Source organism: Rhizobiaceae bacterium (assembly GCA_023953835.1).
In the GTDB taxonomy this organism is placed as follows: Bacteria; Pseudomonadota; Alphaproteobacteria; order Rhizobiales; family Rhizobiaceae; genus Mesorhizobium_G.
Window position 1 is genome coordinate 1,612,414 of the sequence record JAMLJB010000001.1, and the last position, 19,874, is coordinate 1,632,287.

Below are 19,874 nucleotides of genomic sequence, written 5' to 3' on the forward strand. Positions count from 1 at the left end.
GGCGTTTCTAGCCCGGCGACCTGTTCCAGATCCACGGTCGTTTTTGTCGATCCCGGTCCTGGAAGGCGTCGATCTCGTGCCTGTGCCGCAGGCTCTCGGTAATCTCGTCGGCGCCGTCGAGCAGCATGCGACGGCGGCGGTCATCGAGATCGAACTGCCATTGAATATCGGGATCGATGCGCAGCGTCTGGGTTGCCACTTCGATCGACGCCGAAAGCACCTCGTCGCGTGAACGGTCGAACAACTGGCGCACCTGCTCATGGGGTAGGGTGATTGCAAGCAGGCCGCATTTGAATGCGTTGCCGTAGAAGATGGAACCGAAGCTGGCGGCGATCACGGCCTGCACGCCGAAATCGAGATGCGCCCATACGGCGTGCTCGCGGGAGGAACCGCAGCCATAATTGTTGTTCGCCAGCAGGATCCTTGCGCCCGCATATTTCGGGAGGTTCAACGCAAAGGTCCGGTTCGGCGTGCCATCCGCATCCTGCCGCCAATCGGCGAAGAAGCCCTTGCCGAGACCTTTGCGGCTCGTCGTGACCATCCACTGCTGCGGGATGATCGTATCGGTGTCGATGTTGTCGTGGTCGACGGGAACGATCGCACCCTCGATGTGGCGAAGCGGTTTCATTTTCCAGCCCCGAATTGTCTGGGATCGGCGATTTCCCCGGCCAGCGCTGACGCCATCGCAGTGAGCGGGCTTGCAAGGTGGGTGCGTGCCTTGCTGCCCTGTCGACCCTCGAAATTGCGGTTCGAGGTGGAGACGCTTCGCTTGCCGGGTCCCACATAGTCGCCATTCATGCCGACGCACATCGAGCAGCCGGATTCGAGCCATTCACACCCCGCATCCATGAATATCCGGTCGAGGCCCAGTTCCTCGGCTTGCCTGCGAACCTGGCTCGAACCGGGAACGACAATGGCGCGGACATGGGGCGCAACGCGTTTCGATCCGATGATCGACGCCGCTGCCGACAGGTCGGACAGGCGACCATTGGTGCACGATCCGATGAACACGTTGTCGACCGGCATGCCCTCCAGCCTTTCGCCGGCCCTCAGTCCCATATAGCTCAGCGACTGATGCATCGCCGCCGCCTCGCGCGGGTCGTCGGGAAGCGGCGGTACCACGCCGTTGACGGCAATCGTCTGCGACGGATTGGTGCCCCAGCTTATCTGGGGTTCCAGTTCCGCAAGCTCGACCGAGTGAATGCGGTCATAGCTTGCGCCTTCGTCGCTCGCATAGTTCAGCCAGCACGATTCGAGTTCAGCGGTGATGCGGGGCGCGAAAGGGCGGCCCGCGAGATAGTCGAGAGTGATCCGGTCGGGTGCAACCATTGCGCCGTGCGCGCCCATTTCCACGCCCATGTTACACAGCGTGTGGCGTGCCTCGACCGGCAGGCCCTTCACATAGTCGCCGCCATATTCGACGGCAAAGCCGCTTGCGACCTTCACTCCGAGCCGCGCGATCAGATGCAGCGCAACATCCTTTGCCGTGACTTCGGCCGCGGGTGCGCCATGAAACTCTATCAGCATCGATTTCGGGCGGGTGACGACAAGGGTCTGGGTGGCAAGCACGTGCTCGACCTCGGATGTCCCTATCCCGAACGCCCAGCAGCCGAGCGCGCCCAGCGTGCAGGTGTGGCTGTCGCCGCAAACCGCAATCATTCCGGGGAGAATGATCCCTTGCTCCGGAGCTGCGACGTGGACGATTCCCTGCCGCCGGTCCTCGATGTCGAAATGCGTGATCCCGCTGTTGCGGGCATTGCTGCGCAAGGCGAGAAGCATCTCCCTGCCGCCCGGCACGGATTCGGTGGATCGTCCGGGACGGGTCGAGACCATATGATCCGATACGGCGAAGGTCAGCTCGGGATTGCGCACCTTGCGACCCGCCTCCTCCAGCCCTGCAAACGCTTGCGGGCTGGTCAAGTCGTGGATGAGATGGCGGTCGATATGGACAAGCGATTGGCCGCCGTCGAGTTCGGCAACCAGATGTTCGTCCCAGATCTTCTCAAAGAGATTGCGTCGTTTCAAACTCGCCTCCACAAGATCCTTCCAAAGCCCGATTTGAAATATGCCAAAGGTAGCGTACACGTGTGCACAGAATTTTGCATCGCCGTCCCGTTGACGCTAGACCGGGTGTCGTCAATGGAGAACCGGCAAGACGATTTGCTGAAGCGACTGTAGGGTCCTGACCTTCGTGAACGAATGAACGCAGAATGAGCAGAGACGGAACAGGCAGGGGACCGGTTACGATCAGGGACATTGCCCGGCACCTCGGCATGTCTCATCCAACCGTTTCGCGGGCACTGAACGATTCGCCGGAAATTGGCGAGGAAACGAAGGAAAAGGTGAGGGCGGCCGCCCGGGCGATGGGATATATCCCGAATTCCTGGGCCCAGATGATGCGTCGCCAGAAGTCCAGTCTGGTCGGATTGATCGTTCCCGACATCGAGAACCCCTTTTACAGCCGCCTGTCGAAGATCATTGCCGACGAGGCCGCCTCGCGGGGCGTGCAATTGGTCATGGCGATTTCCGAGGACGATCCGGCGCTCGAATATCGCCACATCGTCGCGATGCGACGCGCGCGCGTGGCCGGAATAGCGCTGACCCCGACCGCCGGTCTGACGCCTGAATCCGCCGAATTGCTGGAGGAAATTCCCGCCATGCAGATCGTCCGGCGCAGCCCCGTGCTCTCCAAGCCGCTGACGGTCGCCGACGATCGCGGCGCGACCGCGCAGTCGGCGCGACACCTTATCGAGATGGGTCACAGGCGCATCGCGCTGGTCAGCGGCGGACCGGAGACGCTCAGCACCGGCGAAGAGCGTGTCGCCGGGTTCATGGAAGCCGTCGACGCGGCGAACATCCGCCATCTCGCGATGATCGAACTCGGCTCGCCGAGGCCGGCATTCGGCTATGCCGCGACCCTGCGCCTGATCGATCGGCCCGATCCGCCAACCGGAATTGTCATCGGAAGCTCGCAACTGATGCTGGGCGTGATGCGCGCCCTTCGGGAGCGCGGACTTTCGGTTCCGTCCGACATGTCGATGATCGGCTATGGGGACCCGGAATGGCTCTCCGAATGGGGCGGCGGGATAACGACCATATCCCTGCCCGTCGAACAGATCGCCTCCAACACCGCGCGGTTCCTGTGCGCGCAGGTCGAAACTGCATCCGCCGAAGTTTGGCCGGAACGGACGGAATTTCCGACGACGCTCGTCATAAGAGGCTCGGTCGCAGCGCCGGTCACCTAACCGGAAACCGTCGTTCAGCACCTCGGCATCCGTTCAGCTCGCATTGAGAAAGACCTGCTCCCTCGCCTTGACCAGCGTCGTCAACATTTCGTTCACGGGCGCTTCCAGCCCGACCTGGGCGGCGAACCTCGGCACCGCCCCGTTGATCGCATCGATCTCGCTCGCGCGGCCCGCTTCATGATCCATGCGCATCGACGGCTTTGCGCCACGGACGCGTTCGCCGAATGACTGAACATGGGCGACAGGATCTTCAACCTTGATTCCGACATTCAGGGCTTTCGCAATCCGCCACGCTTCCTGCGATGCGGCAATCCCGAGCCGCCATGTCGCCGGATTGTCCATCACCTGCCCGCAGGTCATGCCGGTCAGCGCGCAGATGGGGCTGAAGGCGACGTTGCAGATCAGCTTTTCCCACTGCATCGCCGCGATATTCTGCGCGGCCATGGCGTTGAATCCGGCTGCCTTCCACGCATCGACCACGGCGTCCAACCGCGCCTTGTCGAGGGTGAAATAGGCGCCGATCTGCACCACCTGCATGCCGGTGTGGTAGACATGGCCGGGAGCGGGAAGCGACGCACCGAAGCCGCCCGCGATGCCGACCGCCAGCTTCTCTGCGCCGACGACCGCAGCGGCGGCATCGGCGCTGCCGAGGCCGTTCTGTATGGTGAGCACGGTGGTGCGAGGCCCGATGAGCGGCGCTGCCTCGGTTGCGGCCTGCGCGACCTGCGAAGCCTTGACCGCAAGGATCACGAGGTCAGCCTTTTCTCCCTGTGCGGAGGTGGAGGCTGTCAGGCGGACGGTGCGGTCGCCGCTTGCGCCTTCGACCCTCAGGCCCGCGCCGTTGATCGCGTCGACATGGCTGCGGTTGCGGGTGACCGCGAGGACATCATTGCCGGCGGCGGCGAACAGTCCCGCATAGACCGAACCCATTGCGCCGGCACCGATAATGGCAACTCGCATCGGACATCCTCTTCGTCAGGCTTCGAGAATTTTTTCCAGAACCGGCCTGAGTTCGGCCTTCTGTTCAAGGCCGAAGCCGGGTGCGTCGGTCGGATGGACCCTGCCGTCGCGAATACAGCCCGCCGGATATCCCCCGAATGGCTGGAACACCGCCGGATATGCCTCGCATCCTCCAAGCTCCAGCCCCACCACCGCGTGCAGATTGATGAGGTGGCCGCCATGCGGATAGGAATAGGCGCGGCTGAAACCATTCGCCTCCATCAGGCCGATAAGATTGTTGAACTCGGTCAGCCCGTAGCTGAGGCCGGGGTCCATCTGGAATATGTCCTTGCCGGGCCGCATTCCGCCATAGATGATGAGGTTGCGGACATCCTGGCTCGAAAACAGGTTCTCGCCGGTTGCAATCGCGCCCTGATAGTTGGACGCGACATGCTGGTTGAGTTCGAAGTCGAGCGGATCGCCCGCCTCCTCATACCATCTCAGGCCGTAGGCATCCAATGCGCGCGCATATTCGATGGCGGTCGTCTTGTCGAACCTTCCATTCGCATCGACAGACAGGTTGCTCCCGCTTCCGGCGACCTCTATCGCAGCTTCGATCCGCTTCAAATCCAGCAGCAGGGGGGCGCCGCCGATCTTGATCTTGAATTTCTCGAAACCGGCATCCCGGTATGACCTGATTTCGTCGGCCAGCGCCTCGACGCTCCCGTTCGACGTATAATAGCCACCGGCGGCATAGACCGGCGCGCCTGCGCATTCAGGCGTCCTGTCGAAATGCCGCGAAATCGTCCGCCAGGCCGGTTCGTCGTTCAGCTTCGCATTCAGGTCCCAGAAGGCCAGTTCCAGTCCGCCGATTGCGGTTGCCCTGTCGCCATGACCGCCGGGTTTCTCGTTCGCGACAAGCACCGAATAGACCTTGTTCAGATCGAACTGGTCGCCCGTTTTGGCCAGCAGCATATCCGAACCGGCCCGGTCCAGACGCGGAAACAGCCGTTCCCGCATAATGCCGCCTTGCGCAAAGCGGCCAATGGAATTGAAGCCGAAGCCGACAACCGGCTTGCCGTTGCGCACGACATCCGTGACGATTGCGACCATCGAAACGGTGTGCTCCGAAAAGTTCACAAGCGAGTTGGCCACGTTGCCGACAAGAGGCACCGACAGCTCCCTCAAATCCGTAATTTTCACAGATTTTTCCCTCTTCTAAGATCACGTACCAAGAGTATTTCTCAACCACGTCGTGATCTGAGAAACTATATAATCGTTGTTTTCTTCCATCATCATCATATGGGAATTTCCAAATACGCCGGACGCAGGAAGATCTATGAGAATCGATCTCTCGCTCTTCTTTCTGTAGGTATCGAATCTATGTCGAAATATCGGGGTTATCTCCATCCACAGCGGTGATCTGTCGATATAGTCGCCTACCACAAGGCAACGCGGCCCTGCCTTTTCGATTGTCCTGTCGGAAGGATCGGGGCCGCCATGCGGTTCGAGCAGGACGGTTGCTGCGGCGAGATCGGGCGCCTGCTCGGCAAGTTCCGTGACGAGGCCGCCGCCCTGGCTGTGACCGATCAGAATTGCCGGGCCGATGCGGTCCAGTATCAGGCGAAGCGCGGCCACCTGGCTGTTCGTGTTGCACGTCCAGCGGGGCACGATCTGCTTCATGAGCTGGTCGAACGCGCCGATCGGAAATCTCAGCTTTTCAAATGGCCTGCGCTCGTCGAAATCGTTGAACGTTCCGAACCGGAAGCTTGTCCACACATCCTGCGCGCCGCGTATGAAGGGCTGTTGCGGCCATTCTCCGTCGATGACGCTGAACCCCGATCGGCCACGTTCGACGATGTCGGTCACATAGACGGGGAAGCCCTCCCGCAACAGCAGGTGCAGCCAGCCGGGCCTCCCGTCGGGCGTGGTTTCCCAGCATGCGCCGGTCAGTCCGCCACCATGAACGAGCAGGACCGGCACGGGAACGCTTTGCCGTTTCGGAATGAAATACTGGACGTAGGACTGTTCGATCCAGAACTCGCCGTTCGGGTCATGCTCGACGGTCGAGTCGGCGGAAAGTCTCGCCTGCATCGTCTCACGGCCCGAAACGTGCACGACGCGTCCGCCGACATGGAAGCTGCCCATGTCCGCAAGCTCCAGCGATGCATCGTTCAGCCTGTTCATTGCTATCGATCCAACGACATGATCGCCACGCTGTGGCACGACATCATGCCGCCAAGCGCATGCACCAGTCCGCGCCGGGGCTTCTCGACCTGAAGGCCGAGCGCCTGCCCACGAAGCTGGCGAATCATTTCCATGATGCTGTCCATCACGCAGGAAACGCCGGGCTGTCCGAAGGAGAGCCAGCCGCCATTGGTGTTAGTGGGAAAGCGTCCGCCAGGGCCTGTTTCCCCGGCGGCGATCATCTCGGCAACGTCCTGCATGGAACCGAGGCCAAGCTCCGCCAGCGACATGATCTCGACATGAGCGAACTGCGACGCGGTCTGGAACACATCAATGTCTGACGGACTCAGCCCTGCCATTTCATATGCGATGCGCCCGGCGATGCGGCACCCGGTCGAGGTGATGTTGGGCAAGGCGCCGAGGTCCAGCCAGCTTGTCCGAAGCGCCATGCGGTCGGTCAGATATTCATGCGTCTCGCATTCCCCGAACCCTTGCAGGTAGATTGGTGCGTCGACCATGTCGCGCGCGCGCTCCGCCGTGGTGACGATGCAGGCGCCCGCCGTTCCGGGTGGGCCCCAGCTCGCGCAATGCCACAGGCGCAACGGCGATGCGATCATCGGCGACCGCATCACATCGTCCAGGGTGATGCGGCCCTTGTAGCCCTTGGCCGAGTAAGGATTGTGCGTCGCCCATTCCTGGCACTGCACCGCCACGGCGGACAGGTGTTCCTCGGTGATCCCGTATTCATGCATCAACCTGCGCGCGATCTGCGCGTAGATGGACGGGATCACGGTATTGTAGGGCTGTTCGAACTCAGGATCGGCGTCCAGCGCGGCGATACCCGAGCGCGTGTCGGTCAAGCCCGCAGCCGCGTCGGCTCCCACGCACAACACATATTTTGCCACCCCCGACGTCACGGCAAGCGCCGCGTGCTTGAGCATCGAGTTCATGCCTGCCGCATGGATCGTGATCTCGGACGAATAGGTCGGCGTGATCTTGGCGTATGACGCGAAATAATTGTTCCATTGTTCCCTGAGGTCCGACATCGGCGCGCGGCCGGTCAGCAAGCCGTCGATCTCGTCCTTCCGGAGGCCGCAATCGTCGAGCGAACGGGCGGTCGCTTCCATCGCGAGCCGCATCGCCGTTTTCGTCTCGCCGCGCCGGCAATAGCTGTCGCCAAATCCGACGATCGCCGCCTTGTTGCTCAGTTCGCGCGCGGAACTCATGCTGCCACCCTGAACTTCGGAAGGACGAGGTCCGCGTCGACCCGGTCGAAATAGACCTGCACGCGCTGGCCGATCGACGGCTCGGCCCCGTTCGCGTCGATCTCGGAAAACATGTGATAGCCCTCGTCGACATGGATGATGCCGAGCACGATCGGCTTCCAGTCCTTCTGGTCCGCAAACACCGGGATGTGCTGGACGGTGAAGGAATAGACCTCGCCGCCGCCTTTGGATTCCTCCCATTCCAGCGCGTCCGCGAGGCAATAGGGGCACAGCGCGCGCGGATGAAAAACCGCGCTTTGACAGGATGAGCAGCGCTGGAAGAGCAAACGTCCCTGCCGGCAGCCTTCCCAATAGGGCGCGGTGTCGAGGCTTGTATTCGGATGGATGACGTGTCCGGTCATTCGTCGCTCCCTAACTGCTCGGCAAGGAGCCGCTTCTGGATCTTTCCGCTGTCCGTGACGGGAAATGAACTGACGAACCGTACCTCCCTCGGCACGCGAAAGCCGGCCATGCGCTTGCGGCAGAACTCGATCAGTTCCTGTTCGCGCACCGTGCCGCCCGCCCTCAGCTTGACCGCGGCGAGAACCACCTCGTTGAGTCTCGGGTCGGGCATGCCGATGACCGCCGCCTGCGCCACGTCGGGATGGGTGAGCAGCACGCTCTCCACCTCCAGCGGAGATACGTTTTCGCCGCCGACCTTGAGCATTTCCTTGATGCGCCCGGAGAAATGCAGGTAACCGTCCTCGTCCAGGAAGCCGAGGTCGCCTGTCCTGATACGACCTTTCGGATCGACAACCTTGCGGGTCTCCATTGGCCTTCCGAGATATTCGTTCATGCGCCACCAGCCCCCGAGAACGATCTCGCCGACCTGATTGGCCGGAAGCTCGGCGCCGGTATCCGGATCGATGATGCGAAGCTCGACGCCGGTCACGGGTTTGCCGCAGGTGGTCGACCGCTTCTCCCAGGGCTCGTCGATGGAGCCTCCGGTGCCGCCGGCCTCGGTGGAACCGTAGATCTGCACGAGGCCATCGATGCCCATGCGGTCGCGGACTTCGTTGAGGAGGGCAGGGGTGCCCACGCACCACCCGCTCCTGAGGCTGCTGATGTCGAAATCACCGAAACGCGGATGGTTCAGCTCGGTGACATACATCGCGCCATAGCCCGAGCGCGACACGCAGCGCTCCCGCTCGATCAGCTCGAGAATGCGGAGCGGTTCGTAGTGGCCCGGACTGACGATGATGCATCCGAGCGTCAGCGGAACCGGCAACGCGCCGCACGAGCCGCCGACATGGTAGAAGGGTTGCGTGTTCAGGAAGGACTCGCCTTCGCCCACCCCCAGCCTGCTGCAAAGCTCGGTGCCGAAATTCAGCACGTAAACGTGGTTGAGAAGCGCGCCCTTCGGCGAAGCCGTCGTGCCGGACGTGTATTGCAGCAGCACCGGGTCTTCGCTCCCGACTTTCGAGGTCGCGTCTGCGAGCCGATGCGCCGATATTTGATCTGCCCGCCGCAAGAAGTCTTTCCAGAGAATGTGTGCGCCGGCGTTTGTCCCGATCTCGACGATCAGCGAAATGCCGGGGAAATCATGTTCCGACAGCGAGGTGTTCAGGATGGCGTCCAGCCGGCCATCTCCCAGCGGCTCGGCGAAGATCAACGCCTTCGCACCGCTGTCGGCCAGAAGGTTTGACAGTTCGAAGCTGCGCGACCTGATGTTCACTGGTGCAGCGATTGCGCCGATCCGGGCGCAGCCATACATCGCATGGGCGAATTCGGGGATGTTGCCGGTCCACAGCGCAACCACGTCCCCTTGTCCGACCCCGGAGGCAAGAAGCGCGCCCGCCACGGCGTCAGCCGCCGCATTCATTTCGGCGAATGAGATGCGCTGGTCCTCGAACACCCAGCCCGTGGTATCGCCCCACCGGTCGACGGCAGCCGCCAGCGCGGCTCCCAACGTCTCGCGCCGTGGATAGGTGGAGAGCGGTCCGGTCTCAGTCGACATGATGCGATCCCAGATAGGCCTGCACGAGGGATTGGTCGTTCAGCAGATCCTTCCCGGGGCCTTCGCGCGAAATGCGGCCATTTTCGATGACATAGCCATAGGCGGCGTGCGACAGCGCCATGCGGGTGTTCTGCTCGACGCAGAGCACGGCCAGGCCCGAAGCGGCGAGGTCGACCAGTACGCCCATGAGCATCGACACGAGCTGAGGCGAAAGGCCGAGCGACAACTCGTCCACGAGCAGGACCTGCGGCGCGCTGAGCAATGCCCGCGCGATTGAAAGCTGCTGCTGCTCGCCGCCCGAGAGCACCCCGGCGGGCTGGTTTATCCTGCTGGTCAGTGCGGGGAAGTAAGCGAGGACCTTCTCCCTGTCCCGTGAAATAGCAGCGCGGTCGGACCTGTTTATCGAGCCGAGCCTGAGGTTCTCGTCGACCGTGAGCTTGGAGAACAGGCCCCGGCCTTCCGGAACATGCGCCACGCCGAGCCGGGCGATCTGATAGGCGGAACGGGCGTTGAGCGTGGTGTCGTTCAGGCGGATGGTGCCGCCTTCGGCCTTCACGATCCCGGAGATGGCGCGCAAGGTCGTGGACTTGCCGGCGCCGTTGGCTCCCACCACCGCGACCAGTTGCCCCTTGCCCACCTTGAGCGAAACGTCCTCGACCGCGAGCATGCGGTCGTAGCTGACGCGGAGATTCTTGACGTCAAGCATCGTATTGAGGCCCCAGATAGCTTTCCAGCACCGCCGGGACCGTCGTGACTTCCTTCGGCGTTCCCTCGGCGATCTTCTCGCCGAAATTCAGGACGCAGATGCGGTCGCAAAGCGGCATCACAAGCTCCATGTCATGATCGACAAGGATGATCGTCACGCCCGGAATCTTCCCGACGACCTTGAGGCTCTCCAGAAGCTCGCCGGTTTCCGCATTGTTCAGCCCGCTCGCGGGTTCGTCCAGCAGCAGCAGCCGGGGTTGGCGCGCCAGCGCGCGCGCAAGCTCGACCAGCTTCTGCAGGCCGATGGGCAGGTATTCGACCCTGGTATTGAGAACCTCATTCGAGAGACCCAGAATGGCGGCCACCTCCTCGACCTTCTCTTCGGCGCGCCGTTCGGCCCGGGCGACGGAAGGCAGGCCCAGCACCGCGCGAAGCAAGCCGTATTCGAGCGTCGAGTGCAGGCCGGCGACGATGTTCCATCTGGCGGTCTCGGTGCGCACCAGCGATATATTCTGGAAGGTGCGGCTGATGCCGAGCCGCGAGCGCGCCGCGACGTCACGCCAGGTGATGTCCTCGCCGAACATCTCAACCCGGCTTTGGGGCGTGGGCCGGATGAAGCCAGAGATGCAGTTGAAAAGCGTGGTCTTGCCCGCGCCGTTGGGGCCGATGATCCCGTAGATGCTGCCTTCCGGCACATCGACCGACACCTTCTTCAGAGCCTCGACGCCGCCGAAGCGCACGCCGAGATCGCGTATCGATATGATTGCCTTTGTCATTGCGCCCCCCTCGTGCGGCGGGCCGCATTCTCGAAACGCTGGCGCACAGTCCGGAAGGCGCCGACAAGCCCGCCCGGCATGAAGACAATGACCAGAACCAGCATAATTCCAAAGACGGACTGCGCGGCTTCCTTGAGCGTGCCCAGCACCTCGGGAAGCAGGGTGATGAATGCCGCCCCGATGACGCCGCCAAGAGTGGAGGTTATGCCGCCCACGACGATCATCACGAAATAGTAGATCGAAAGGTCGAGCGAAAAATCGTCGGGGGCGATAAAGCTTTTCATCATCACGAACAACGCGCCCGCAATACCCGCGAGAAACGAGGAATAGGCGAAGGCCAGCAGCTTGTAGAGGGGAACGTTGACCCCGAGCGACCGCGCCATAAGCTCCCGCTCCTTCAACGCGAAGAGCGCGCGCCCGTGTTTGAGCCGCAGCAGCCGGGAGGTCGCCAGCGCGCTCAGCAGGAACACCACGCCGATGACGATGAACTTGCGGGCTTCCGTATCGACGACCCAGCCGAATATGGTTGGATTGTCGAGCGTCAGCCCCGTCATGCCGCCGGTAAGGTCGCCGCCATTTCCAATGAGCTGGATGACAACCGCTCCGAACGCCAGCGTGACGATGGCCAGATGCAGCCCGGTGAGGCGCATGGCAGGCGCTGCCATCAGCGAACCGATGGCCATGGTTATGAAGGGCGCGAGCGCTGCGGCCACCGCGAAATTCAATCCCTGATTGACCAATATGACCGTGGAATAGGCGCCGATTGCCACGAGACCGGCGGTCGCGAGCGACAGCAGGCCCGCCGCGCCCGACAGAACGACAAGGCCGACGGCGGCGATGGCGTTTATCAGCGTGAGATTGGCGAGATAGACATAGTAGGTGTTGATCAACCCGAGGCTGGCGCCCAGAGCGACGGCAAGGACCGCCGCGACGGACAGAACCGGGAGGAGAAGACGGCGATCGGTCATCATGCTCTCCAGGTCTCGCGGGTGCCGAGCAAGCCCTGCGGCCTGAGGATGAGGATCAAGATGATCAGAACGAGCGACACCGATTCCTGAAAGACGGGGTCAAGGAAATACGCCGCGACCGCCTCGATGACGCCGATGAGCAGGCCCGCGATCATCACGCCCGGAACGCTGGTCATTCCGCCCACCACGAGCGCCGCAAAACCTTTAAGGACCGCGTGCCCCATCATGTAAGGGCTGAGAAAGAAGGCGCCCGCCGTCAGCACGCCCGTGATTCCGCCGAGCCACGCCGCCGCGATCCAGGCGACCGTGCCGACAAGCCTCGGATTCACGCCGAGCAGTTCGGCCACGCGTACGTTCTCGGCTGCTGCGCGCATGGCCAGACCGAAATTGGTGTAGCGCAGGAACAGTGTGATCAGCGCCATGACGATCACGCCGATGGCAATCGACCAGAACTGGTTGGGCGCGACGATCAGCCCGGCAAAGTCATAGCTTTGCGTACTGAAAAGGTCGGGGAACACCCGGTCTCCGACGCCCAGATAATAGGCGGCAAGGCCGACCATCGCCAGTTTCAGGCCGAGCGAGATGAGAGCCAGCCCTTCATGGTCGCGCTCGCGGTTCGGATAGATGAAACAATTGTAGAGGATGGCGCCGAGCGCCGCCCCCGCGACGAGGGTGACGATGACGGACGCCGCGATCCCTGCCTCGGCGCCCACCATCATATAGAACGTCACGAACGCCATGAGCATCGCCATCTCGCCCTGCGCGAAATTCAGGACGTTCGTGCTCCTGAACGTCAGGACGAGACCGAGGCCGAGCATCGAGTAGAGGCTACCGATAGCCAGGCCGGTGACGAGGTACTGCCACATGGCGCAACCTTTCCGGATAATCAGTCGGAGGGTTTACTTTTTCTCAGTCGGAATCCAGTCGGTAACCGGCTTCGCCTCTCCGCCTTCCCATCGATAGATCCTGATGGCCGACGCGCCCGAATGCTTGCCGTCGAAATTGACCTTATCCATCAAACCAACGTCGAAGCCCTCCGGCCTTTGTATGGCCTGCATCATAGAGTCGCGCGTCGGGTTCTGGCCGGCCGCCTTCAACGCTTCGACCACCACTTTCGCATGGGCATAGCCGATGGCCGAACCCCAGTCGAACTTCACCTTCGGGTAGTATTTATCAAGGATTCCGAGGAGTTCCTTGGCGGCCGGCGTGTCCGTGGTGGTTGAATCGATTTCGGTTCCGTAGACGAGACCCTCGAGCTTGTCGCCGACGAGTTCCTTCATGATCCTCGTCCCGCCGACGCTGAATGTCGCCCAGGTCGGAGAGAAGCCGATGCCGTCGGCCTGCTTGATGGCGGTGGCGGTCTGCGGCGCGATGGTCATTGCGATGACCGCTTCCGCGCCGGAATCCCTCAGGCGAAGCACCTGCGTGCTGAAATCCTTCGCGCCGCGCTCGAACCCGACATCCTCGATCAGCTTCATCGAGCTTTCGTCAAGCGCCCGCTGGATGCCTTCCCTGCCCAGTTTTCCGAGATCGTCGTTCTGGTAGAGATAGCCGATTTTCTTGATCTTCAACTCGTCGATCAGGTAGCGCGCGACGCGATACATGACATCGGGATATTCGGCCATGAGCCCGAACGTGTATTTGAACGGCGGCTGGGGCGAGGCGTTGACCGTCATGAACGGCACCTGCTTTTCCTCGGCATAGGGGGCCACCGCCTGCGTGGTCGAGGTGCCCATCTGGCCGAAGATCATGAAAACATCATCGCGTTCGACGAGCTTTTTCGCACCCGCAAGTGTCCGCGCAGGCTGGTAGGCGTCGTCCTCCACCTGCCATTCGATCTTGCGGCCGTTGATGCCGCCTTCCTCGTTGATCTTGTTGAAATAGGCCTGGATGGCTTTCTGATAGTCCTCGGTGACGAGGTAAACCGGCCCGCTGAGCGCGAACACGCCTCCAAGATCGATTGCGTCGGCGGTGATGCCCGGCGCTTCCTGCGCCTGCGCGCCGATCGCGGAGCCCATTGCGAGCGCCGTGGCAACCGCCAATGCGCGCAGGGCGCTCCCGCAGCCATGCCTTTGTCGTGCTTCCATGCCTTTCATGTCTTCCTCCCTAGTTGGCGATTGCCAAGAAAATGATCAGGTGTGTGCGTGTGGTGATCGCGCGATCAGCATTGGCGATTTGCCGGTCTGAATCACTTCGTCGCGCTGGTTGATGAGCGAAAAGGCGCGCTGGATGACGCCCTTGTCGCCCTTGCTCGTCAGCCGCTTGGACTCGATGACCATCTCAACCCTGATGGTATCGCCGACGAAGATCGGGCCTTTGAATGTCCAGTCCTCGATTGCGAGCATCGCCAATCCGCTTTCCTCGAAAATGCCCCACCGTGTGAACATTCCCGCCACGAGCGCAAATCCGAACACGCCGGCAACGACCCGCTTTCCGAACATGGTTGTCTTCGCGAATTCGTCGTCGCAGTGCAGCGGGTTCCAGTCGCCGGAGATCATGCAGAACATGGTCGCATCCGCCTCGGTCACCGTGCGGCCCGTGCTGAGCAGCCGCATCGGAATTTCGAGGTCTTCATAATAGAGCGAGTGCTTTCCCCAATCCCGTTGGCGCGGCGCAAGCGGCTCATTCATGCGAGCTTCTCCATCTTCACCCTGATGCCGGCGCGTTCCCGGTCCCAGGTGTCCTCGGTGATGCCCTCGCTGCGCAGCGCGCGCTTCAGGACCTTGCCGGTTTCGGTTTTCGGAAGCTCTGCGACAAAGCGGACGAAGCGCGGCAGCATGAAATGCGCCATGCGCTCGCGGCAGAACTCGTGAAGCTCGGCAGGGTCTAGGTCGCCGCCGTTGCGCTGGATAGCGACCATCACCTCCTCGCCCGAGAGCGGGTCGGCGATGGCATAGGCCGCCGCGTCCCGCACCAGCGGGTGGCTGCGGACCACATGCTCCACCTCGAAGGAGGAGATGTTTTCTCCGCGCCTGCGGATGGTGTCCTTCATCCGGTCCACGAAATGATAGCTGCCCGCCTCGTCGACATAGAAGGCGTCGCCGGTCCTGAACCATCCGCCCGTTCGCGAGCGTGCCGTCGCGTCGGGATCGTTGATGTATCCGAGGCTCAGTTCGCCCTCCAGGGCGACCTTTACGAGCAGTTCTCCGGTCGTGTTGGGCGCGACCGCATTTCCTTCAGTATCCACGATCCGGCACTGAACGCCGGTCCGAGGCCTGCCGCAATAGCCGCCGCCGCCGTTGGGGTTCATCTCGGATACCAGCGGCATCGGGCATTCGGACATATTGAAAGCTGTGAAGAAATCGAAGCCGCGCTCGGTGGCGAGCGCCCGCAGGTCATCGGAGACCGGCGCCACGAAAGTCTGCCCAAGCGCGCGCCTCGGGGGGCGCCGGGCGGGGTCCTGCTTGGCGAGGAATGGAATGACGCTGTTGAACAGCCCGCACAAAGCTGTGCAGCCCAGTTCCTCCACCTGCTGCCAGAAACGGTCCGTCTGGAATCGCTCGACAACGGCCAGCGATGCGCCGCGCACCAGCACGATATAAGCCGATGCTATCGCGGCGATGTGAAACAACGGCATGTAACAGAAGCATCGGTCTTCAGCCTGTACATAGCCGAAGCTTGCAGTGCTTCCGACATAGAGCTGCAGGTAGCTGCACAGCACGCCCTTTGACGGCCCGGACGTGCCCGAGGTGAAGATGATCGCAGCGGGATCGATGGCCTCGACGGAAACGTCCCGTTCGGGACGCTCTCCGAAATTGTCAAGGGCGGATGGGGCAATGGTCGTCGTTCCCGGCGCGTCTGAGACGAAATCTCCGTCGCAGACCAATGTGCGCAGATGCGGCAGGTCGAGGCCCGCGATCCGTTCCGCAAGCCGGGCGTGCGCGAACAGCATCGCGGCGCGCGATATGTTGAGCGTGTGCTGCAATATGTCCCCGCGATAGCTCACATTTATCGGCGCGAAGATCGCTCCGATATAGTTTGCGGCCATCCAGGTGATGAGCAGGTCCGGGCCGTTCGGCAGCCAGACCGCGACAACGTCGCCTTTGCCTATTCCGAGCGCTTCAAGGCCCCGCGCGCGCCTGCGCACCAATCCGGCAAGGTGCTCCCAGCTCCAGACGGGCATGCCCTCGAAGACGAGAGCCGGTGCGTTCGGGTTTTCCCCGGATGACCTGTCGAGCAGATATCGCGCGACACAGGCTTCCCGGGCCGGAGGCGTCGGATCGTACCAGACTGGATGCGAATGGTGCGGCAAAACACAAAACCTTGTCGTTACGTACACGTGTACGTAACGAGTTTGCCGGTGTCAACTCTCCTGCCTCGATAAAATGCGTTCAGCCCGTCGAAGCCGCTTCCAGCGATGCCATGTCGATGACGAACCGGTAGCGCACATCCGCGCGCTCCATCCGTTCGAACGCCGTGTTGATGTCCTGTATGGCGATCGTCTCGCAGTCCGGCAGGATGTTCATGCGGGCGCAGAAGTCGAGCATTTCCTGCGTCTCGGCAATCCCGCCGATGGGTGAGCCGGAGATGCGCCGCCGTCCTGTCAGCAGCGGCATCGTGCTGTGCTCGTCCACGAGGCCGAGCTGTCCGACGATCACCAGTGTGGAGTCGATGTCGAGCAACGGCAGATAGGGCGAAATGTCGTGACGCACCGGAATGGTGTCGATGATGAGATCGAATGCGTTTTCCGCTGCGGCCATCGCTGCCGCGTCACCGGACACCAGCACGCGGTCGGCGCCGAGCGCCAGCGCGTCGGCGGTCTTGGCGTCGGTGCGGCTTATGACGGTCACATCCGCGCCGAGCCCGACCGCCAGCTTGACCGCCATATGGCCGAGGCCGCCGAGCCCGATGACGCCGACCCGGCTGCCCGGCCCGACATTCCACGTGCGCAGCGGCGAATAGGTGGTGATGCCTGCGCACAGCAGGGGCGCGGCGCGGGACACATCGAGCTTGTAGGGGATCGACAGCACGAACTCCTCGCGTACCACGATGTGCTTCGAATAGCCGCCAAAGGTGACGTCGCCCGTGATCCGGTCGTGTCCGTTGTAGGTGAGCGTCACGCCTTGCCGGCACATCTGCTCCTCATGCCTAAGGCACTGGTCGCACTTGCCGCAACTGTCGACCATGCAGCCCACGGCCACCATGTCGCCGGCCTTGTAGCGCGCAACCTCGCTGCCGACGCCGATGACCTTGCCGACGATCTCATGGCCGGGAACGCAAGGGTAGATCGCGCCGCCCCAGTCGTTGCGGGTCATGTGCAGGTCGGAGTGGCAGACGCCGCAATAGAGGATTTCGATCGATACATCATTGGCGCGCAGGTCTCGCCGGTTGAACTCATATCGCACGAGAGGTTGGGTGGCGTCAGTCGCCGCATAGCCGCTGGTCTTCATGGGATTTCCTTTTTGTGGTTTGAGACCGGCGGCGGTCAGAACCGCTCGCCGACCATTTCTTCGCTCTTCGCCCACAGCGCCTTCGCGTTGTCGGGATCGAGCGCATAGGATTTCACACCGCCGCGCGCCGTCTTGTCGTCGATCTCGGCGACATGGCAGTCGAGGCAGTAGCGCCCGCCCACCTCCGCCGCAGGTGCGACCACGGCGGCCCATACCGATGTGGCGGCGCCCTGGGGGACTGTCTTGAGCTTCATTGGCGGCTCGCCGTCCGTCGGCTGGGTGACAGTCGCCCTGATCTGGGCGTCGAGTTCTTCCTTGGTCATGTGCCGCGCCAGCTCGGTGAGGATGCCGCCCGGATGCACCGCGGTGGCTCGCACGCCCCGGTCCTTGTGCCGCCGGTCGAACTCCACGGCGAACAGGACGTTGGCGGTCTTTGAACGTCCATAGGCGACGAATGGCGCGTAAGGCGTGTGCTCGAAACCCGGATCGTCCAGGTCGACATTGGCGTAGCGGTGGCCCGCCGACGACAGGTTCACCACGCGCCCGCCGTCGTTCAGCAGGGATGCGATCCGGTTGATGAGGACGAAGTGGCCGAGATGGTTGGTGCCGAACTGGGTCTCGAAACCGTCCGCCGTCGTGCCTTTGGGCGTGGCCATGACGCCGGCATTGGCGATGATGACGTCGAAGGGCCGGCCATGGGCCATGAGCGCGTCCGCGCAGGCGCGCACGCTGGAAAGGGAAGCAAGGTCCAGCTCGACCAGTTCGAGGCTACCGCCGCCGGAAGCTGCCGCCTCGCGCACCACACGGGTCGCGTTTCGCGCTTTCTCCAGATCGCGCGCTGCGCCCACCACATCGGCCCCGTGCGCCACCAATGCCCTTGCCGTCTCCACGCCAAGCCCGGCGGACACGCCTGTCACGAGGATACGTTTCCCTGAAAGATCGACACCTTGAAGCACGTCGTCCGTGGTCGATTCGGCACCGAATGAATTTGTCATTGCTGACCTCTTGAATTGTCTGTTGTGCAAGGCCGGCGCGGTTGGCGGCCGGTCACAGCGCATGTTGCGCCGGTCACCCCTATCTGGGGTTTCGTCGCGCTCGGGCAGCGCCCGATCGCGTCGATGTCTTGCCTAATTCTATCAAATTTCTCGACTGGCGGCTGTGAGCCGCTTGTCCGGGACGGCAGGAGCGCCCAATATAGCGCAATGCAACATGATCTCCTCAGCACGATGTGCAGTCTGGTCGAGAGGCACGCCGGCATCGCCGGAAGGGCCGAGGTCTATCCCGGCGTGTCGCTGTTTGTCGCGAGATCGGTCACATGCCCGACCTCGACTCTCTATCAGCCGATGTTCTGCCTTGTGCTTCAGGGCGCGAAGCAGGTGATGATCGGGGATCGCCTGCTGCGCTACGATCCCGCCTCCTATTTCATCGCCACGCTCGACTTGCCGGCATCTGGACAGGTGATCGAGGCGACGGAACAAAGTCCCTATGTCTGCGTCAGTCTTGCGTTGAACAGGGAGACCATCGCTGCTCTCCTTCCGGATGTTCCGGCGCGGCCCGAGGGACAGACCGCAGGCTTCGGCGTCAGTCCCGTGACGCCGCAACTGCTCGATCCCTGGTTTCGGCTTCTGACCTTGCTGGAGACGCCGGAGGATATTTCCGTGCTCGCGCCGATGCTTGAACGGGAGATCCTGTATCGTTTGCTGAGAGGCCCGCAGGGTGGTGTGCTGCGCCAGATCGCCCGGGATGACAGCAGGCTGTCGCAGGTCCGGCAGGCGATTACCTGGATCCGCACGCATTTCGACGAACCGCTTCGCGTCGAGGCATTGGCAGAAATCGCGGGCATGAGCCCGGCGTCTTTCCACCGCCATTTCAAGGCTGCCACGGCGATGAGCCCCCTGCAATACCAGAAGATGCTCCGGTTGCAGGAAGCGCGACGGCTGATGGTGGTCAATGCGGACAGCGCACGGACCGCTTATACTGTCGGCTATGAGAGCGCGTCGCAGTTCAGCCGCGAATATGCGCGAATGTTTGGCGCGCCGCCGACGCGCGATGCCGTCCGCCTGCGTGGGCAAGGCCGCGCCGTCTTGAGTGAATAGACAAGTCAGGCAAGTGCGTTTGGAGGTAGGGTGACGAAGGCGTTTCTGCACGGCACGGTCCATGAGGCAGGCGAGGACCTGCAGGCCGCCGTGCGATCGGATCCGAAGCATTTGGCTCTGTGGGAAAACCTCACGCCACTTGGCCGCAATGAGTTCATCTGCTGGGTCGACGACGCAAAGCAGCCGGCGACTCGTCAGCGTCGCATCGAGCGCACCTGCGAGGAACTGCTGGAGGGAAAGAAGCGACCTTGTTGCTGGGCGGGTTGCATCCACCGGACCGACAAGGCGCCGAGCCGCTGGCAGCAGGCCGTGCTGATCGACAAAAAGACAAGGAATCGCGGTTAGA

At 62.5% G+C, this 19,874-nt stretch carries 20 protein-coding genes; 3 read left to right on the plus strand and 17 right to left on the minus strand.

The window, feature by feature from the left end; genetic code table 11:
* Window positions 1–7: 7 nt before the first annotated feature.
* Together leuD and M9924_07495 are read right to left on the minus strand one after the other, a co-directional pair.
* Window positions 8–628 (minus strand): 3-isopropylmalate dehydratase small subunit, encoded by a 621-nt coding sequence (gene leuD / locus M9924_07490; GenBank protein MCO5064248.1) that lies wholly within the window; start codon window positions 626–628, stop codon window positions 8–10.
* Window positions 625–2,025: a 3-isopropylmalate dehydratase large subunit gene (locus M9924_07495; GenBank protein MCO5064249.1), complete on the minus strand. Its 1,401-nt coding sequence runs from the start codon at window positions 2,023–2,025 to the stop codon at window positions 625–627. Before M9924_07495 ends, leuD begins: the two co-directional genes overlap by 4 nt.
* 185 nt (window positions 2,026–2,210) lie before the next feature.
* Between M9924_07495 and M9924_07500 the strand changes: the two genes are divergently transcribed.
* On the plus strand, window positions 2,211–3,245 hold the full coding sequence (locus M9924_07500) for a LacI family transcriptional regulator (GenBank protein MCO5064250.1): 1,035 nt from the start codon (window positions 2,211–2,213) through the stop codon (window positions 3,243–3,245).
* 33 nt (window positions 3,246–3,278) lie between these two features.
* Here M9924_07500 and M9924_07505 read toward each other — a convergent pair whose 3' ends face one another.
* From M9924_07505 to M9924_07575, 15 genes are all read right to left on the minus strand, one after another.
* A complete protein-coding gene (locus M9924_07505; protein ID MCO5064251.1) occupies window positions 3,279–4,205 on the minus strand; it encodes a 2-dehydropantoate 2-reductase in 927 nt (308 codons plus the stop codon).
* A gap of 15 nt (window positions 4,206–4,220) precedes the next feature.
* Complete coding sequence (locus M9924_07510) at window positions 4,221–5,387, minus strand: mandelate racemase (protein MCO5064252.1); 1,167 nt, start codon at window positions 5,385–5,387, stop codon at window positions 4,221–4,223.
* A 21-nt stretch (window positions 5,388–5,408) separates the two neighbouring features.
* Window positions 5,409–6,371, minus strand: coding sequence for an alpha/beta fold hydrolase (locus M9924_07515; GenBank protein ID MCO5064253.1), 963 nt, complete (start codon window positions 6,369–6,371; stop codon window positions 5,409–5,411).
* Between the two features lie 2 nt (window positions 6,372–6,373).
* Window positions 6,374–7,597: a thiolase family protein gene (locus M9924_07520; GenBank protein MCO5064254.1), complete on the minus strand. Its 1,224-nt coding sequence runs from the start codon at window positions 7,595–7,597 to the stop codon at window positions 6,374–6,376.
* The gene (locus tag M9924_07525; protein ID MCO5064255.1) at window positions 7,594–7,998 is read right to left on the minus strand and encodes a zinc ribbon domain-containing protein; all 405 of its coding nucleotides are present in this window, start codon (window positions 7,996–7,998) and stop codon (window positions 7,594–7,596) included. The genes M9924_07520 and M9924_07525 overlap by 4 nt, the downstream gene beginning before the upstream one ends.
* Window positions 7,995–9,593 carry an acyl--CoA ligase gene (locus M9924_07530; protein MCO5064256.1) on the minus strand — a complete coding sequence of 533 codons (1,599 nt, stop codon included), beginning with the start codon at window positions 9,591–9,593 and terminating at the stop codon, window positions 7,995–7,997. Before M9924_07530 ends, M9924_07525 begins: the two co-directional genes overlap by 4 nt.
* Window positions 9,583–10,299, minus strand: a complete 717-nt coding sequence (locus tag M9924_07535) for an ABC transporter ATP-binding protein (protein MCO5064257.1) — start codon at window positions 10,297–10,299, stop codon at window positions 9,583–9,585. The genes M9924_07530 and M9924_07535 overlap by 11 nt, the downstream gene beginning before the upstream one ends.
* Window positions 10,292–11,074: an ABC transporter ATP-binding protein gene (locus M9924_07540; protein ID MCO5064258.1), complete on the minus strand. Its 783-nt coding sequence runs from the start codon at window positions 11,072–11,074 to the stop codon at window positions 10,292–10,294. Before M9924_07540 ends, M9924_07535 begins: the two co-directional genes overlap by 8 nt.
* The gene (locus M9924_07545) at window positions 11,071–12,042 is read right to left on the minus strand and encodes a branched-chain amino acid ABC transporter permease (protein MCO5064259.1); all 972 of its coding nucleotides are present in this window, start codon (window positions 12,040–12,042) and stop codon (window positions 11,071–11,073) included. The genes M9924_07540 and M9924_07545 overlap by 4 nt, the downstream gene beginning before the upstream one ends.
* Window positions 12,042–12,908 carry a branched-chain amino acid ABC transporter permease gene (locus M9924_07550; protein MCO5064260.1) on the minus strand — a complete coding sequence of 289 codons (867 nt, stop codon included), beginning with the start codon at window positions 12,906–12,908 and terminating at the stop codon, window positions 12,042–12,044. Before M9924_07550 ends, M9924_07545 begins: the two co-directional genes overlap by 1 nt.
* A 33-nt stretch (window positions 12,909–12,941) precedes the next feature.
* Window positions 12,942–14,138 carry an ABC transporter substrate-binding protein gene (locus tag M9924_07555; GenBank protein ID MCO5064261.1) on the minus strand — a complete coding sequence of 399 codons (1,197 nt, stop codon included), beginning with the start codon at window positions 14,136–14,138 and terminating at the stop codon, window positions 12,942–12,944.
* Window positions 14,139–14,174: 36 nt separating this feature from the next.
* The gene (locus tag M9924_07560) at window positions 14,175–14,672 is read right to left on the minus strand and encodes an acyl dehydratase (protein ID MCO5064262.1); all 498 of its coding nucleotides are present in this window, start codon (window positions 14,670–14,672) and stop codon (window positions 14,175–14,177) included.
* Complete coding sequence (locus tag M9924_07565) at window positions 14,669–16,294, minus strand: AMP-binding protein (protein MCO5064263.1); 1,626 nt, start codon at window positions 16,292–16,294, stop codon at window positions 14,669–14,671. The genes M9924_07560 and M9924_07565 overlap by 4 nt, the downstream gene beginning before the upstream one ends.
* A gap of 79 nt (window positions 16,295–16,373) precedes the next feature.
* Complete coding sequence (locus M9924_07570) at window positions 16,374–17,432, minus strand: NAD(P)-dependent alcohol dehydrogenase (protein ID MCO5064264.1); 1,059 nt, start codon at window positions 17,430–17,432, stop codon at window positions 16,374–16,376.
* 35 nt (window positions 17,433–17,467) lie between these two features.
* Window positions 17,468–18,427, minus strand: a complete 960-nt coding sequence (locus M9924_07575; protein MCO5064265.1) for an SDR family NAD(P)-dependent oxidoreductase — start codon at window positions 18,425–18,427, stop codon at window positions 17,468–17,470.
* A gap of 207 nt (window positions 18,428–18,634) precedes the next feature.
* Between M9924_07575 and M9924_07580 the strand changes: the two genes are divergently transcribed.
* Together M9924_07580 and M9924_07585 are read left to right on the plus strand one after the other, a co-directional pair.
* Entirely contained in the window at window positions 18,635–19,528 is an 894-nt protein-coding gene (locus tag M9924_07580; protein MCO5064266.1) for an AraC family transcriptional regulator, read from the plus strand.
* A gap of 30 nt (window positions 19,529–19,558) precedes the next feature.
* Complete coding sequence (locus tag M9924_07585; GenBank protein ID MCO5064267.1) at window positions 19,559–19,873, plus strand: YdeI/OmpD-associated family protein; 315 nt, start codon at window positions 19,559–19,561, stop codon at window positions 19,871–19,873.
* Window position 19,874: the final 1 nt, after the last annotated feature.

What these genes read in the sequence shown, in the direction of transcription:
- leuD (MCO5064248.1), bottom strand. Translation starts at nt 628, where the DNA reads ATGAAACCGCTTCGCCACATCGAGGGTGCGATCGTTCCCGTCGACCAC.
- M9924_07500 (MCO5064250.1), top strand. Translation starts at nt 2,211, where the DNA reads ATGAGCAGAGACGGAACAGGCAGGGGACCGGTTACGATCAGGGACATT.
- M9924_07505 (MCO5064251.1), bottom strand. Translation starts at nt 4,205, where the DNA reads ATGCGAGTTGCCATTATCGGTGCCGGCGCAATGGGTTCGGTCTATGCG.
- M9924_07515 (MCO5064253.1), bottom strand. Translation starts at nt 6,371, where the DNA reads ATGAACAGGCTGAACGATGCATCGCTGGAGCTTGCGGACATGGGCAGC.
- M9924_07520 (MCO5064254.1), bottom strand. Translation starts at nt 7,597, where the DNA reads ATGAGTTCCGCGCGCGAACTGAGCAACAAGGCGGCGATCGTCGGATTT.
- M9924_07525 (MCO5064255.1), bottom strand. Translation starts at nt 7,998, where the DNA reads ATGACCGGACACGTCATCCATCCGAATACAAGCCTCGACACCGCGCCC.
- M9924_07530 (MCO5064256.1), bottom strand. Translation starts at nt 9,593, where the DNA reads ATGTCGACTGAGACCGGACCGCTCTCCACCTATCCACGGCGCGAGACG.
- M9924_07535 (MCO5064257.1), bottom strand. Translation starts at nt 10,299, where the DNA reads ATGCTTGACGTCAAGAATCTCCGCGTCAGCTACGACCGCATGCTCGCG.
- M9924_07540 (MCO5064258.1), bottom strand. Translation starts at nt 11,074, where the DNA reads ATGACAAAGGCAATCATATCGATACGCGATCTCGGCGTGCGCTTCGGC.
- M9924_07545 (MCO5064259.1), bottom strand. Translation starts at nt 12,042, where the DNA reads ATGACCGATCGCCGTCTTCTCCTCCCGGTTCTGTCCGTCGCGGCGGTC.
- M9924_07550 (MCO5064260.1), bottom strand. Translation starts at nt 12,908, where the DNA reads ATGTGGCAGTACCTCGTCACCGGCCTGGCTATCGGTAGCCTCTACTCG.
- M9924_07555 (MCO5064261.1), bottom strand. Translation starts at nt 14,138, where the DNA reads ATGAAAGGCATGGAAGCACGACAAAGGCATGGCTGCGGGAGCGCCCTG.
- M9924_07560 (MCO5064262.1), bottom strand. Translation starts at nt 14,672, where the DNA reads ATGAATGAGCCGCTTGCGCCGCGCCAACGGGATTGGGGAAAGCACTCG.
- M9924_07570 (MCO5064264.1), bottom strand. Translation starts at nt 17,432, where the DNA reads ATGAAGACCAGCGGCTATGCGGCGACTGACGCCACCCAACCTCTCGTG.
- M9924_07575 (MCO5064265.1), bottom strand. Translation starts at nt 18,427, where the DNA reads ATGACAAATTCATTCGGTGCCGAATCGACCACGGACGACGTGCTTCAA.
- M9924_07580 (MCO5064266.1), top strand. Translation starts at nt 18,635, where the DNA reads ATGCAACATGATCTCCTCAGCACGATGTGCAGTCTGGTCGAGAGGCAC.